16 protein-coding genes and 1 other RNA gene are annotated in these 13639 nt (G+C 59.2%); 13 read left to right on the top strand and 4 right to left on the bottom strand.

Annotated features, from left to right (window positions below; all coding sequences use genetic code 11):
- Positions 1–66 precede the first annotated feature (66 nt).
- The 7 genes from rplM (at position 67) to PG879_RS01095 (ending at position 4888) form a co-directional block, all read left to right on the top strand.
- The gene (gene rplM / locus PG879_RS01125; protein ID WP_005336289.1) at positions 67–495 is read left to right on the top strand and encodes a 50S ribosomal protein L13; all 429 of its coding nucleotides are present in this window, start codon (positions 67–69) and stop codon (positions 493–495) included.
- Between the two features lie 14 nt (positions 496–509).
- Positions 510–902 carry a 30S ribosomal protein S9 gene (gene rpsI / locus PG879_RS01120; protein ID WP_005336286.1) on the top strand — a complete coding sequence of 131 codons (393 nt, stop codon included), beginning with the start codon at positions 510–512 and terminating at the stop codon, positions 900–902.
- Between the two features lie 299 nt (positions 903–1201).
- The gene (gene petA / locus PG879_RS01115) at positions 1202–1792 is read left to right on the top strand and encodes a ubiquinol-cytochrome c reductase iron-sulfur subunit (RefSeq protein ID WP_010675854.1); all 591 of its coding nucleotides are present in this window, start codon (positions 1202–1204) and stop codon (positions 1790–1792) included.
- 2 nt (positions 1793–1794) lie between these two features.
- Entirely contained in the window at positions 1795–3012 is a 1218-nt protein-coding gene (locus PG879_RS01110; RefSeq protein ID WP_010675853.1) for a cytochrome b, read from the top strand.
- Positions 3009–3743, top strand: a complete 735-nt coding sequence (locus PG879_RS01105) for a cytochrome c1 (protein ID WP_104454878.1) — start codon at positions 3009–3011, stop codon at positions 3741–3743. Before PG879_RS01110 ends, PG879_RS01105 begins: the two co-directional genes overlap by 4 nt.
- 87 nt (positions 3744–3830) lie before the next feature.
- The gene (gene sspA, locus PG879_RS01100) at positions 3831–4460 is read left to right on the top strand and encodes a stringent starvation protein SspA (RefSeq protein ID WP_039040485.1); all 630 of its coding nucleotides are present in this window, start codon (positions 3831–3833) and stop codon (positions 4458–4460) included.
- On the top strand, positions 4457–4888 hold the full coding sequence (locus tag PG879_RS01095) for a ClpXP protease specificity-enhancing factor (RefSeq protein ID WP_029314842.1): 432 nt from the start codon (positions 4457–4459) through the stop codon (positions 4886–4888). Before sspA ends, PG879_RS01095 begins: the two co-directional genes overlap by 4 nt.
- Positions 4889–4930: 42 nt before the next feature.
- On the opposite strand, the gene dolP is transcribed toward PG879_RS01095, so the two are convergent.
- The 4 genes from dolP to PG879_RS01075 are packed head-to-tail and all read right to left on the bottom strand — an operon-like array spanning position 4931 to position 8217.
- On the bottom strand, positions 4931–5509 hold the full coding sequence (gene dolP, locus PG879_RS01090) for a division/outer membrane stress-associated lipid-binding lipoprotein (RefSeq protein WP_109421763.1): 579 nt from the start codon (positions 5507–5509) through the stop codon (positions 4931–4933).
- A gap of 4 nt (positions 5510–5513) precedes the next feature.
- Positions 5514–6104: a D-sedoheptulose-7-phosphate isomerase gene (locus PG879_RS01085; protein ID WP_010675848.1), complete on the bottom strand. Its 591-nt coding sequence runs from the start codon at positions 6102–6104 to the stop codon at positions 5514–5516.
- A 9-nt stretch (positions 6105–6113) separates the two neighbouring features.
- Complete coding sequence (locus tag PG879_RS01080) at positions 6114–6509, bottom strand: YraN family protein (protein ID WP_080770042.1); 396 nt, start codon at positions 6507–6509, stop codon at positions 6114–6116.
- On the bottom strand, positions 6427–8217 hold the full coding sequence (locus PG879_RS01075; RefSeq protein ID WP_233466711.1) for a penicillin-binding protein activator: 1791 nt from the start codon (positions 8215–8217) through the stop codon (positions 6427–6429). Before PG879_RS01075 ends, PG879_RS01080 begins: the two co-directional genes overlap by 83 nt.
- 199 nt (positions 8218–8416) lie before the next feature.
- Here PG879_RS01075 and rsmI point away from each other — a divergent pair, with 199 nt between their 5' ends.
- From rsmI to PG879_RS01045, 6 genes are all read left to right on the top strand, one after another.
- A complete protein-coding gene (rsmI, locus tag PG879_RS01070; protein ID WP_180907140.1) occupies positions 8417–9250 on the top strand; it encodes a 16S rRNA (cytidine(1402)-2'-O)-methyltransferase in 834 nt (277 codons plus the stop codon).
- Between the two features lie 62 nt (positions 9251–9312).
- An RNA gene (rnpB, locus tag PG879_RS01065) (RNase P RNA component class A) lies at positions 9313–9699 on the top strand.
- Between the two features lie 446 nt (positions 9700–10145).
- Entirely contained in the window at positions 10146–10604 is a 459-nt protein-coding gene (gene mraZ, locus PG879_RS01060) for a division/cell wall cluster transcriptional repressor MraZ (protein WP_039040489.1), read from the top strand.
- The gene (rsmH, locus tag PG879_RS01055) at positions 10605–11543 is read left to right on the top strand and encodes a 16S rRNA (cytosine(1402)-N(4))-methyltransferase RsmH (protein ID WP_109421765.1); all 939 of its coding nucleotides are present in this window, start codon (positions 10605–10607) and stop codon (positions 11541–11543) included.
- 3 nt (positions 11544–11546) lie between these two features.
- Positions 11547–11861, top strand: coding sequence for a cell division protein FtsL (gene ftsL / locus PG879_RS01050; protein WP_010675842.1), 315 nt, complete (start codon positions 11547–11549; stop codon positions 11859–11861).
- Positions 11858–13624, top strand: coding sequence for a peptidoglycan glycosyltransferase FtsI (locus tag PG879_RS01045; protein ID WP_010675841.1), 1767 nt, complete (start codon positions 11858–11860; stop codon positions 13622–13624). Before ftsL ends, PG879_RS01045 begins: the two co-directional genes overlap by 4 nt.
- The last annotated feature ends 15 nt before the right edge of the window (positions 13625–13639 follow it).

The following is a 13639-nucleotide window of genomic DNA, read 5'->3' as shown; positions in this document are numbered from 1 at the left end:
GTTTGTTGTTTGTGGGAGAGCCCCCATAAGCAATTGGGTCTGTAACAGGTAATTGGGTTTAACTTAATGAAAACTTTCGTTGCCAAGCCAGAAACCGTAAAACGTGACTGGTACATTGTGGACGCAGAAGGTAAAACTCTGGGTCGTATCGCAACCGAGATCGCTGCTCGTCTGCGTGGTAAGCACAAAGCCGAGTACACTCCGCACGTTGACACCGGTGACTACATCATCGTTGTAAACGCTGAGAAGGTACACGTAACCGGTAAGAAATTTACCGACAAAATGTACCACGCTCACTCCGGTTTCCCGGGTGGTATCAAGTCCATCAGCTTCGACAAGCTGATTCAGCGTAAGCCGGAAATGGTAATCGAAGCTGCCGTCAAGGGCATGCTGCCGAAGGGCCCGCTGGGCCGTGCCATGTTCCGTAAGCTGAAAGTTTACGCAGGCGCAGAGCACGCTCATGCTGCTCAGCAACCTCAAGTACTGGATATCTAACGGGAACTGGCAACATGGCAGAAAATCAATACTACGGTACCGGCCGTCGCAAAAGCTCCACTGCTCGCGTATTCATCAAAGCGGGTAGCGGTAAAATCGTAATCAACCAGCGCTCCCTGGAGCAATACTTCGGCCGTCCGACTGCCCGCATGGTAGTTCGTCAGCCGCTGGAACTGGTCGAGATGACCGAGAAACTGGATCTGTACATTACCGTTAACGGTGGTGGCATCTCCGGTCAAGCTGGTGCGATCCGCCACGGTATCACTCGTGCTCTGATGCAGTACGACGAGACCCTGCGTTCCGAACTGCGTAAAGCTGGCTTTGTTACTCGTGATGCCCGTAAGGTTGAGCGTAAGAAAGTCGGTCTGCACAAAGCGCGTAAGCGTCCGCAGTACTCCAAGCGTTAATTCGCTTTTGGTACGCACTCTCAGGAGTGTCAAAAAAGCCTGGCAATTTGCCAGGCTTTTTTTATTGGTAATGTTACATGTGACAATGCTAAGCATACGTCACAAAAGACAAAAAATTGTGTATTTATTGTTTTTGCCCATCGACTCCCTTTCTTGTCAAATTGTTATCTTTTCTTTAAAATTTCCATGGTCTTTCTGTGTCAATTGCCACTCCGCTTCCATCGCAGTTGTCAGAGGGAGAGGAGAAGTAAACAGGGACACTATAAGAATGAGCGGAGTCCACATGGGAGAGTTTTTGGATGAGCAATGCGCCAGTTGATACCGGTCGCCGCAGATTTCTTACCTGGTCAACGGTTGCCGTTGGCGGTGTAGGAGCTGCTTTTACCGCAGTGCCGTTTATTAAGTCATGGAATCCGAGTGCCAAAGCCAAGGCGGCAGGCGCCCCGGTTGAAGTGGATATCAGCAAGCTGGAGCCGGGTCAGCTAATCCGCGTCGAGTGGCGTGGTAAACCGGTCTGGGTGGTGAAGCGTACCAAGCAGACGCTGGATGCTCTGGCTGCACACGATGACAAGCTGCGGGATCCTGCGTCAGACGAGCCACAGCAACCGGACTATGCCCACAATGGCTACAGATCCATCAAACCGGAAATCTTCGTGGCCGTTGGCATCTGCACTCATCTGGGATGCTCCCCTTCCTATCTGCCCGACAGCTTCGGCGAGCAGGTTCAAGGGGTAACTTCCGGCTTCTTCTGCCCCTGCCATGGCTCCAAATTCGACATGGCTGGTCGAGTGTTCCAGGGCGTCCCCGCACCGCTGAACCTGGTCATTCCGCCATACCAATTTCTTAGCGACACCACCATTCTGGTCGGTGCCGATGGCAAGGAGGCCTGACCATGTTTGCCAAACTCATGGGCTGGATCGATGATCGTTTCCCGCTCACGGCCATGTACAACGACCATATGGCCAAGTATCCGGCGCCCAAGAACCTGAACTTCTGGTACTTCTTCGGCTCGCTTGCCATGTTGGTGCTGGTCAACCAGATCATCACCGGCATCTGGCTGACCATGAACTACAACCCCTCGGCGGAAGGTGCCTTCGCTTCCGTGGAATACATCATGCGGGATGTGGATTACGGCTGGCTGCTGCGTTACATGCACTCAACCGGGGCATCCGCCTTCTTCATCGTGGTCTACCTGCACATGTTCCGCGGCATGATCTACGGCTCTTACCAGAAGCCACGGGAACTGCTGTGGATCTTCGGCATGCTGATCTTCCTGGTACTGATGGCCGAGGCCTTCATGGGTTACCTGCTGCCCTGGGGGCAGATGTCGTTCTGGGGGGCCCAGGTCATCATCTCGCTGTTCGGTGCCATCCCCGTTATCGGTGACGATCTGACCCTGTGGATCCGGGGGGACTATGTCATCTCGGGTGCAACCCTGAACCGCTTCTTTGCCCTGCACGTCATCGCTCTGCCGCTGGTGCTGGTGATGCTGGTGGCCATGCATATCCTGGCGCTGCACGAGGTGGGCTCCAACAACCCCGATGGTATCGACATCAAGAAGCACAAGGACGAGAACGGCTGGCCACTGGATGCGGTCGCGTTCCACCCCTATTTCACCGTGAAGGACATGATCGGGGTAGCCGGTTTCCTGTTCTTCTTCTGTGCCATCATCTTCTTCAAGCCGGACATGTGGGGCTATTTCCTCGAGAAACCGAACTTTGAGGTGGCCAACGGCCTGAAGACACCGGCGCATATCGCTCCGGTCTGGTACTTCACCCCCTTCTACGCCATCCTGCGTGCGGTGCCGGACAAGCTGCTGGGGGTCATCATGATGGGCCTCTCCATCGTGGTGCTGTTCCTGTTGCCCTGGCTGGATCGCTGCAAGGTGCGCTCGGTGCGTTACCGCAGCACCCTGCACAAGCTGAACATCGCCCAGTTCGTGGTCTGCTTCATTATCCTGGGGGTGCTGGGCGTGCTGCCATCAACCCCGACCCTGACGCTGATTGCACAACTCTGTACTCTGGGTTATTTCGGATTCTTCGTCCTGTTGTTCTTCTACAGCAAGAATGAGAACACCAAGCCGCTGCCGGAGAGGGTGACATTCAAATGAAAAGAATAATTTTTGCAGTGCTGGCCCTGCTACCTGGTCTGGTGTTGGCCTCTGGCGGTGGCTTCCCTCTCGACAAGGCGGAGTACGATTTGAGTGACAAGGCATCCCTGCAACGGGGGGCCGCCACCTTCATGAACTACTGTGCCGGCTGTCACTCCACCCAGTACCAGCGTTATAACCGGGTGGCGGCTGACATTGGCATTCCGGACGATCTGATGAAGGAGAACCTGGTCTTCACCGGCGCCAAGATCGGCGATCTGATGAAGAGCGCCATGTCCGAGAAGGATGCTGCGCGCTGGTTCGGCGCGCCGCCCCCCGACCTGACTCTGGTTGCCCGGGTGCGTGGTGCAGACTGGATCTACACCTATCTGCGTTCCTTCTACGTGGACGAGACCCGTCCATTCGGGGTGAACAACGCCGTCTTCCCGTCCGTGGGTATGCCCCATGTGCTGGAGCCGTTGCAGGGGACGCCCCGCGCCGAGTTCAAGACGCACACCCTGGATGGCGTGGAGATGCAGCAAGTCGTCAGCATCAAATCTGACGGCAACGGTGAAATGAACAACGAAGAATATGATCAGACGGTACTGGATCTGGTAAACTTCTTGGTCTACTCGGCTGAGCCGGTGCAGCAGGAGCGCGAACGTATGGGCTTCTGGGTACTCGGATTCATCGCTATCTTCTTCATCTTCACTGTGCTGTTGAAGAAGGAATTCTGGCGCGACGTTCACTAAGCGACCAGATCGGAGTAATATGACGCACGGCAATGAAGACAGACATGCTTCATTGCCGTTTCTGCTTTTTAATGACGGGAGGGTTCAATGGCTGTAGCTGCCAATAAGCGTTCGGTAATGACGCTGTTTTCCGGTGCCAACGATATGTTCAGCCATCAGGTGCGTATTGTCCTGGCGGAGAAGGGTGTTAGCGTGGATATCTGCCAGGTTGATCCTGCCAACCTGCCGGATGAGCTGGCCGAGCTGAACCCGTACAACACTGTACCGACTCTGGTGGATCGCGAGCTGGCGTTGTACACCTCGCGCATCATCATGGAGTATCTGGACGAGCGTTTCCCGCATCCGCCCCTGATGCCGGTTTATCCGGTCGCGCGCGGCAACAGCCGTTTGATGATGCACCGCATCGAGCTGGACTGGTACTCTCTGGCCGACAAGATCATGGCGGGCACCGATACCGAAGCCGCCCGTGCCGAGCTGCGTGACAACCTGCTGGCCATCGCCCCCATCTTCGGCGAGATGCCCTATTTCATGAGCGAAGAGTTCGGTCTGGTCGACTGCTACATGGCGCCGTTGCTGTGGCGTCTGCCGAGCCTGGGCATCGATTTCACCGGCCGTGGCGCCAAAGAGCTGAAGGCTTACATGGTTCGCCTGTTCGAGCGTGAATCCTTCCAGGCTTCCCTGACCGAGGCCGAGCGCGAGATCCGTGCCGGCGTATGAGCATGGAACCGACAATGACACCCAGTCGCCCGTATCTGCTGCGGGCGTTTTTTGACTGGTTGCTGGATAACGATCTGACTCCCCATCTGGTGGTCAATGCCAATATTCCCCATGTGATGGTACCGATGCAGTTCGTGCAGGATGGCCAGATTGTTCTGAACATAGCCCCCCGGGCCGTGGGCCAGTTCCACATGGACAATGACGCTGTCAGCTTCAGCGCCCGTTTCGGTGGCGTATCGCAGCAGGTCTATATCCCCATGGCGGCCGTACTGGCCATCCATGCCAGGGAGAATGGAGTGGGGACCCTGTTCCCGCCGGAGCCCGGGTATGACCTCTGGCTGGAACAGGCACAGACACCAACGTCGGTTGACCCCGAGCCGGAACCACCGCGCCCGAGCGGTCGCCCGACCCTGAAAGTCATCAAATAAAAAACGCAGCCTGAAGGCTGCGTTTTTTTTCCTGCCAGATGGTCAATTCTGGGCAAACTCGAAGGCTTTGATCACCTGTTTAACGCCGCTGACGTGGCGGGCGATTTCCACGGCCTGATCCCCTTCCTGGCGGGTGACCAGCCCAATGAGGAATACCTCGCCATTCTCGGTGACAACCTTCACCTTGGCGCTGTCGAAGTTCTTGGTGCCCAGCATGTCGGCCCGCACCTTGGAGGTGATCCAGGTGTCATTGCTGCGCACGCCGATACTGACTGGTTTGCCAAGGCGCAGTTCGTTGTAGACATGGCGAACCCCTTCAACCCGGCTCACGATTCTACCCGCTTCCTGTTTGTAAGCGTCAGAAGGTGTCTGACCCACCAGCAGCACACGGCCGTTGTTGCTGTAGACACTGATCTTGCTGGCGGCGCTCAGGGGCTTGTTGTCGGCTAACAGGTTGGCGGCTTTCAGCTCTATGGTCTGATCGTCCCACTGGGCACCCAGGGTGCGGCGATCGCCGCTCGCTTTGGCGGTGCCAGCCGCGCCACCGACCACCACGGCAGCACAGCCTTGCAGCAGCAGGACGCCAGTCAGCAGGGCAAGAGCGAGAATAGGCTTCTTCATGGTTTCAGTCTTCCTGTTGCGGGAAAAGTGTCTGGTCGATGAGGTCACAGAGACAGTGCAGGGTCAACAGGTTCACTTCCAGAATACGAGGACGGCGAGCGGAAGGAACGCGGATCTCCACGTCATTGGGGCCCAGCAGACCGGCGATCTCTCCCCCGTCTCCGCCACCGAGAACAATGATGGTCATGTCGCGGGAGAGGGCGGCCTCCGCAGCCTTGATGAGGCTGCGGCTGTTGCCTGTCGTGGTGATGACCACCAGGATGTCGCCTGGTTGTCCCAGAGCACGTATCTGTTTGGCATAGACCTCTTCGAAACCGTGATCCGTGGCGATGGCGCTGATGGTCGCCATGTCGGGCGTCAGGGCGAGACCGGGCAGGGAGGGGCGAGGAGTTTCATAGCAGTTCACCAGTTCGGAAATGAACAGCTGTGCCAATGCCGAGGAAGGACCATTGCCACATGCCATCACCTTGTGGCCATTGAGCAGGCAGATGGTCAGCATCTGGGCTGCCGTATGGATGGCATCCGGCAGTGCTTCGGCGGCAGCTATCTTGGTCTGGATACTCTCGGTGTAATTCTCTTTGATGGGATCAGTCATGGGGTCCTCTTAAAACGCGTTCTGGATCCAGTCCGGCTGGTCGCCCTCGAACGCGATCACATCGAATCGACAGGCCTGGTTGGCCTCATTGATGGCATGTTGCTTGAAATAGTGGCGCGCGGCCAGCACGATCTTGTGCTGCTTGCGCCGGGTGACCGAGCTGGCTGCACCGCCATGGGTGGCGTTGGCGCGATATCTCACTTCAACGAACACCAGGGTCTCCCCCTGGCGCATGATGAGATCGATCTCGCCGCCACGGCAGCGGTAGTTGCGGGTCACGGGTTGCAGGCCGCGGGCCTGCAACCAGCGTTCCGCTATTTGCTCAAAGTGTTGTCCCTTGCTCGTCGCTGCCGACGGCAACAGGTTCAACCACTGCTGGTGAAGTTGTGTCAGTAGCCTCTTCATGAGTCGCATCCTCCAGCTGGGGGGCGGCGCTGTCGCTGACCAGCTTGCCATTCTGGTAGGTGGCCCAGTCCAGCATGCGCACTATGTTGCCCTGGGGATCCACGCTCAGCTGGCCGCTCATGCCGGGTTGCTGCATGGCATTGACCTTGCGCATTTGCGGCAGGTTGCCTGCCAGGCTGACGGCATCGTAACCGAGGGCGAACAGGCGCAGCAGGTCGCCCTGGGTCTGGGGCCAGAGCAGGGCAATCTGTTCACGCTGCGTCTCGAAGCCACCCAGCAGCAGTGGCATGTCGGAGATATGCATGCCGTTAAGCTCGGATGCCACCTCGGTCGTCCCGCCGTCGTATCCCCGCGAGCTGCTGTAGATGGGCAGGCTGCCCATGGGATTGACCGAGATGTCCACATAGGGCTTGATCATCCGGGTCTCCAGGCTGTTGGCCACCACATAGACGGCGTCGATGCTGCGCGGCGCGGCATCGGACAGCTGGACAATCTCCCCGGCTCGTGCCGTGGAACGGCCGCTCAGAGCGTTCTTGACCATGCCCTGCACTTCGTTGCGCGCCCCGAAGGTGGCAACCACGGGCTTCTCCTGGCTGACGCCGGCCCAGGCCTGCTCAAACGCCTTGATACTGCTGTAGCCAATCCGGCCTTGTGCCGCGATCAGCAGCGGCTTGCGGTAGCCCTGACCATAGAGGTACTGGGCAGCCTGGCTCGCATCGGCAGCGGCGGAGAGCGAGAAATAGAAGGTATTGTCGTTGACGATTGGCTTGTCCAGCTCGTTGAGCGCCAGCACCGGCACGGTCGGACTCGACTTGAGCAGCTCCTCCACCTGATCCTTGAGCAGGGGGCCGATGATCATGTTGGCCCCTTCCTGAATGGCCTGCTTGTAGAGGTCCCCCATCGCCTTGCCCTGGGTATCATAGAAGTTCAGGGTGAACTGGCTCTGATTTTCCTTGTAGGACATCAACATGCCGTTGCGGATGGCGGCGCCCTGGGCCTCCAGGTTGCCGGAGAGCGGCAGGAAGACGGCGATCTGCTGCAGCGAACCGTTGTCCGTAGTAGCGAGATCCCCAAGGCCGGCCGGCATGTCGCTCTGGGCAGGGTGGTTAGGGAAGCTCTGCTTCCAGCCGGCAAGCTGGCGGGCCAGCTGGCTCGGCTGTGCCCCGAATTCGTTCACCAGCGCCGCAAGACGCAGCCAGCCGGTGGTCACATCGGGAGCTGGCTCCTCTTCGAGCGCCTGCAGGGTGGAGGGGGTCATGCTTTTCAGCAGCGACCAGATCTGCTGGTGATTGGTGGCCAGCTCATTCTTGGCCAGATAAGGTTCCAGCAGGATCAGCGACTTGGCCGCACCAAACTTGTTGTTGATGTCGAGCTGCAGCACCACGCGCTGGCGGTACCAGTCCTTCTGGGTATCGGCATCCAGCACCACATCCGGCTTGCCTTCCAGCAGGATCAGCGCCTGGTTGGCGTTGCCCTGGGCGAGTAGCAGGTGTGCCTGCAGCAGTTGCAACTGCGCCTGCTGCACCGGGCTCTTCGCCTGCTTCTGCAACTGCTGATACAGGGCGGCAGCCGGTTTGGCCTGGCCGAGCGCCAGATAGCTGCGCGCCGCCATCATCTGCCACACGAAGGCCTCTGCCGGTTTGGCGGGATCCACCTGCTCCAGATACCACTGGGCATTCTTGGTCAGATCCGAGAAGGCTGACGGCATGCCGGGTTGTCCGGAAGATTGATTGGGCTCCGACGCACAGGCGGCGAGCAGGACTGCCGCGAGTAGGATGCCGAAGAGTCGTGATACACTTAGCTGCTTTATAACCCGGTTCAAGTTCATTCCCCGACCAGTGTTGAAATTCTCCATAGTGTAAACGGGCCAATATGGCGACACAATTGTCGGGACACTCGGAGCTCCCATGAGTGACATCCCAACCCTGTATATAGTCCCCACTCCGATCGGCAATCTGGCCGACATCACCCAGCGAGCACTGGACGTGCTGCGCAGCGTCGATCTGGTGGCCGCCGAGGATACCCGGCATACCGGGATCCTGCTCAGCCACTACCAGATCTCGGTACCGACCTTTGCTCTGCACGATCACAACGAGCAGCAAAAGGCGGATGTGCTGATCGCCCGCATCAAGGAGGGCAAGAGCGTGGCCCTGGTCTCCGATGCGGGGACGCCGCTCATCAGCGACCCCGGTTATCACCTGGTCACCCGTTGTCGTGAAGCCGGGGTCAAGGTGGTGCCGCTGCCCGGTCCCTGCGCCGCCATCACGGCGCTGTCCGCCGCCGGGCTGCCCACCGACCGCTTCGCCTTCGAGGGTTTCCTGCCGGCCAAGGCCAAGGGGCGGGATGATCGCCTGCAAGCCGTCATCGAAGACACCCGCTCTCTGGTGTTCTACGAATCGCCGCGCCGGGTGCAGGAGACGGTGGAAGCGATCGCTCGCATCCTTGGTGAGCGCCAGGTGGTGGTGTGCCGCGAGCTGACCAAGACCTTCGAGTCCATCCACGGTCTGCCCGCCTCCGAGATGCTGGCCTGGCTCGGAGAGGACGATAACCGTTGCCGCGGGGAGATCGTGCTGGTGGTCGCCGGTGCCAGCAAGGTGGATGACGAGTTGCCTGCGGAGGCGATCCGCACCCTGGGGCTGCTGGTGGCCGAGCTGCCGCTCAAGAAGGCGGCGGCCCTCACCGCCGAGATCCACGGGGTGAAGAAGAATGCCCTCTACAAGTACGGTCTCGAGCATCATTAATTGCCGTAATCGGGAATTGCCGGTTTACCCCGTCCGCTTCACGAGGCTATAATCCGCGCCTCGGAGTTGGCTGGGCAATCGCTGCTTCGTCGTTGTGTCCCTCGGGACAGACGGGCGGAGGGGAGGAAAGTCCGGGCTTCATAGGGCAGGGTGCCAGGTAACGCCTGGGGGGCGCGAGCCTACGACCAGTGCAACAGAGAGCAGACCGCCGATGGCCCGCAAGGGATCAGGTAAGGGTGAAAGGGTGCGGTAAGAGCGCACCGCGCGACTGGCAACAGTTCGTGGCACGGTAAACTCCACCCGAAGCAAGACCAAATAGGCCCCTATTGGCGCGGCCCGCGTTGGGGGCGGGTAGGTTGCTTGAGCCAGTGAGCGATTGCTGGCCTAGAGGAATGATTGCTACCCGGGGCAACCCGGTACAGAACCCGGCTTACAGGCCGACTCCGACCTCTTTCCTGAAGAGCCTTGCGATTTATCGCAAGGCTCTTTTTATTAACCATAAAGTACTGCCTCGGTTGACTCGTGATATTTACTGTTGGGCTAGCTATGTTTAACAAATGTATTTTATATCAATCTGTTATGTGGAATTTTTCCATGTTCTGAATATCGTGATGGCGCTGGAGAAGCGCGGCCTGCATGGCTGATGTTTATTCGTGCAATTTGTCAGTTTTTTAATTGCTGAAAATTAATCGAGTTGCGGGTAACACAAATAACTTGTGGAAAATCAATTCATTTAATCGGTAGTCTCATCACGCTGCGTCAATATGTTCCCCATGCCCGAGATCCTTGCTTGAAAAGCCCCCTGCTCGTCCTTAAACTTCATGGTGGAGAAAAGTGGATCAAAGTGGTTTTATTGGGCATCTAGCCCCCATAACTCACCTTCGGGGACTGCAATTTGTTGCGTGGCGCTCACGCCATCAGCCTGGACAGCAAGGGGCGGTTGGCGATTCCGACCAAATTTCGTGATTGGCTGCGCGACGAATGCGACGGCCAGCTGGTCTGCACCATCGACATCGCCCATCCCTGTCTGCTGCTTTATCCCCTGAATGAATGGGAAGAGGTGGAGCGCAAGCTGAAGACCCTTTCCAGCACCAACCCGGCGGAACGCCGCCTGCAGCGTCTGCTGCTCGGCCACGCGGCCGAATGCGAACTGGATGGCAATGGCCGTCTGCTGCTCAGCCAGCCGCTGCGCAGCCATGCCGGGCTGGACAAGAAAGTCATGCTGGTGGGCCAGCTCAACAAATTCGAGCTGTGGGATGAAGCCCGCTGGCAACAACAGATCAACGACGACATCCTGGGCCTGCCCGAGGACGACTGGGCAAGTTCACCACGACTACAGGATTTTTCTTTATAAATGACCCAAGCCGCTGAACACATCACAGTGCTGTTGCACGAAGCCGTCGAAGGGCTGGCCATCAAGCCGGACGGTATCTACGTCGACGGTACCTTTGGCCGGGGTGGTCACTCTCGTCTCATTCTCCAGCATCTGGGCCCGAACGGCCGTCTGATCGCCATCGACCGGGATCCCCAGGCCATTGCCGAGGCGGCCAAGATCCAGGATCCCCGTTTCGAGATCGTGCACGGTCCCTTCTCCGGCATCACCCGCTATCTGACCGAGCGCGGCCTGCTGGGCAAGGTCGATGGCTTCCTGCTGGATCTCGGTGTCTCCTCCCCCCAGCTTGACGATGCCGAACGTGGCTTCAGCTTCATGAAGGACGGCCCGCTCGACATGAGGATGGATCCCACCTCCGGTCAGAGCGCCGCCGAGTGGCTGGCCCGTGCCGATGTGGACGACATCGCCTGGGTGCTGAAAACCTTCGGTGAGGAGCGCTTCGCCAAGAAGATTGCTCGCGCCATCGTACACGATCGGGTGACCGAGCCCTATGTGCGCACCCGCCAACTGGCGGAGATGATTTCCCGGGTCAACCCGAGCAAGGAGAAGGGCAAGCACGCGGCGACCCGCAGCTTCCAGGCCATCCGCATCTATATCAACAGCGAGCTGGACGAGATCGAAACCGCCCTCAACGGCGCGCTGGACGTGCTGGCTCCTCACGGCCGTCTCTCCGTCATCAGCTTCCACTCTCTGGAAGATCGGCTGGTGAAACATTTCATTCGCAAGCACGAGAAAGGTCCTGAAGTACCCCACGGCATCCCCCTGACTGAAGCCCAGCTTGCCGGTGGTCGCAAGCTGAAGTCGATCGGCAAGGCGCTCAAGCCTTCCGACCACGAGGTCAATGAAAACACCCGGTCCCGCAGTTCGGTGCTGCGGGTCGCAGAGCGTCTTGCGGAGTAAACGATGAGCGACGTGCGCGTTCACCTCGCCAGGGAGATCGTTGCGGATCTCTGGCGCCACAAGTTGCAGGTCCTGTTGACCGTCGCCGTGCTGGTCACCGCCTTTGCGGTGATCCTGGTGACCAACATGACCCGGGGTCTGACGGCCAAGCAGAACGATCTGATGGCGGAGGAGGACAGGCTCAACATCGAGTGGCGCCACCTCTTGCTGGAACAGGGCACATTGGCTGAGCACTCCCGGGTGGCGAGTCTGGCCATGGACAAGTTGCAGATGGCTCGTCCCCTGGTGACCACTGAAAAGGTAATTACACAACCATGACACGCAAGGCCGCCACCAAGGCTCCGGCAAAGGACAAAGCCAAGGCGAAAGCACCCTCACTCTACCCGTGGCGCTTTCGTACCCTGGTTTTCTTCATCGGCATCGCGTTTGCGGGGCTGATCCTGCGGCTGGCCTGGATCCAGGTGATCGATCCGGACAGACTGCGCCAGGAGGGGGATATGCGCTCCCTGCGCACCACCTCCACCCAGGCGGTGCGCGGCATGATCACGGACCGCAATGGCGAACAGTTGGCGGTATCCGTGCCGGTCGAAGCGGTCTGGGCCGATCCCAAGACGGTGCACGAGTCCGGTGCCATCCACAACGAGCGTGCCTGGCTGGCACTCTCCGCCGTGCTCAAGCTCGACATCAACACCCTCAAGCATCGCATCGCCAACCCGAGCAAGCGCTTCGTCTATCTGCAGCGACAGGTGACGCCTGCGGTGGCCGAGTACATCAAGGGGTTGAAGCTGGGGGGCATCTATCTGCGCCCCGAGGCGCGCCGTTTCTACCCGACCGGCGAGATAAGCTCCCACCTGGTGGGGGTGACCAACATCGATGGCAGCGGCATCGAGGGGATTGAGCGCAGCTACAACGAGTGGCTGACCGCAACCCCTGGCGAGATGCGGGTGCGCAAGGACAGGCAGGGCCGCGTCATCGAGCGCCTGGGCCTGGTGAAAGAGGGCAAGCACGCCAACGATCTGCAACTGAGCATCGATCAGCGGGTGCAGGCGCTGGCCTATCGCGCCCTCAAACGGGCTACCGACGAGAACAAGGCCACCTCCGGCTCCATGGTGATGCTGGATGTGAAGACCGGCGAGGTGCTCGCCATGGTCAACACCCCCTCCTACAACCCGAACAACCGCGGCCAGTACCAGAGTTTCCGGGTGCGAAACCGGGTGGTGACCGATACCTATGAGCCGGGCTCCACGGTCAAGCCATTGATTTTGCTTAGTGCCTTGCAAGCCGGTGTCACCAGCTGGAAGGACTTCATCCCGGGCGGCCCCCTCTTTATCGGGGCCAAGCAGATCCGTGACGTGAGTATCCACAAGGCGACCAACCTGTACGACATCCTGCGCTACTCCTCCAACATCGGCATGTCGCGCATCGCGCTGCGGATGCCGGCCCAGGAGATGATCAATACCCTGAGCATGGTGGGATTCGGCATGGACACCGGCAGCGGCCTGATGGGGGAGAGCAGCGGCATGCTGCCCCAGCGTCGCCGCTGGTCCGACATCGAGCGAGCCACCCTGTCGTTCGGTTATGGTCTGCGAGTGACCCCGCTGCAGCTGGCCTCCGCCTACGCCACCCTGGCCAACAAGGGCAAGCGGGTGCCGCTCTCCATCATCAAGGTGACCAAGCCGCCCAAGGGTGAGCAGGTCATCGATCACAACAACGCCGCTGCCATGTTGCAGGCGCTGGAGTACGTGGTCAGCAATGCCATTCCCAAGGCCCAGATCCCCGGTTATCGGGTCGGTGGCAAGAGTGGTACCGCCAAGGTGGCCGTGGCTGGGGGCTATGGCAAGGACTACATGGCCTGGTTTGCCGGTTTCGCGCCAGCCAGCAATCCCCGTTTCGTCATGGTGGTGGTGATCAACGAGCCCAAGGGGGATGCCTACTACGGCGGTGCCGTGGCGACCCCGCCCTTTGCGGAGGCCATGGGAGGCGTGTTGCAGCTCTTCAACATCCGTCCCGATGCGATCCCGCCCGAGGTGCCCGCCAAGCTTGCCCGCACGGAGGCCAACAATGGCGCACCGCGTACTTGACGGGCATCCGGTTTT

Origin of the sequence: Aeromonas sp. QDB63, assembly GCF_027707425.1 — a bacterium.
In the GTDB taxonomy this organism is placed as follows: Bacteria; Pseudomonadota; Gammaproteobacteria; order Enterobacterales; family Aeromonadaceae; genus Aeromonas; species Aeromonas caviae.
This window is presented reverse-complemented; position numbering and strand designations above follow the sequence as displayed.

Bases quoted from the DNA above. Each gene is read 5' to 3' on its own strand.
- PG879_RS01110 (WP_010675853.1), top strand. From the start codon at position 1,795: ATGTTTGCCAAACTCATGGGCTGGATCGATGATCGTTTCCCGCTCACG.
- PG879_RS01080 (WP_080770042.1), bottom strand. From the start codon at position 6,509: ATGAAGAGGCTACTGACACAACTTCACCAGCAGTGGTTGAACCTGTTG.
- ftsL (WP_010675842.1), top strand. From the start codon at position 11,547: ATGAGCGACGTGCGCGTTCACCTCGCCAGGGAGATCGTTGCGGATCTC.
- PG879_RS01045 (WP_010675841.1), top strand. From the start codon at position 11,858: ATGACACGCAAGGCCGCCACCAAGGCTCCGGCAAAGGACAAAGCCAAG.
- rsmI (WP_180907140.1), top strand. From the start codon at position 8,417: ATGAGTGACATCCCAACCCTGTATATAGTCCCCACTCCGATCGGCAAT.
- PG879_RS01105 (WP_104454878.1), top strand. From the start codon at position 3,009: ATGAAAAGAATAATTTTTGCAGTGCTGGCCCTGCTACCTGGTCTGGTG.
- rsmH (WP_109421765.1), top strand. From the start codon at position 10,605: ATGACCCAAGCCGCTGAACACATCACAGTGCTGTTGCACGAAGCCGTC.
- rplM (WP_005336289.1), top strand. From the start codon at position 67: ATGAAAACTTTCGTTGCCAAGCCAGAAACCGTAAAACGTGACTGGTAC.
- rpsI (WP_005336286.1), top strand. From the start codon at position 510: ATGGCAGAAAATCAATACTACGGTACCGGCCGTCGCAAAAGCTCCACT.
- PG879_RS01095 (WP_029314842.1), top strand. From the start codon at position 4,457: ATGAGCATGGAACCGACAATGACACCCAGTCGCCCGTATCTGCTGCGG.
- PG879_RS01085 (WP_010675848.1), bottom strand. From the start codon at position 6,104: ATGACTGATCCCATCAAAGAGAATTACACCGAGAGTATCCAGACCAAG.
- dolP (WP_109421763.1), bottom strand. From the start codon at position 5,509: ATGAAGAAGCCTATTCTCGCTCTTGCCCTGCTGACTGGCGTCCTGCTG.
- PG879_RS01075 (WP_233466711.1), bottom strand. From the start codon at position 8,217: ATGCCGTCAGCCTTCTCGGATCTGACCAAGAATGCCCAGTGGTATCTG.
- sspA (WP_039040485.1), top strand. From the start codon at position 3,831: ATGGCTGTAGCTGCCAATAAGCGTTCGGTAATGACGCTGTTTTCCGGT.
- petA (WP_010675854.1), top strand. From the start codon at position 1,202: ATGAGCAATGCGCCAGTTGATACCGGTCGCCGCAGATTTCTTACCTGG.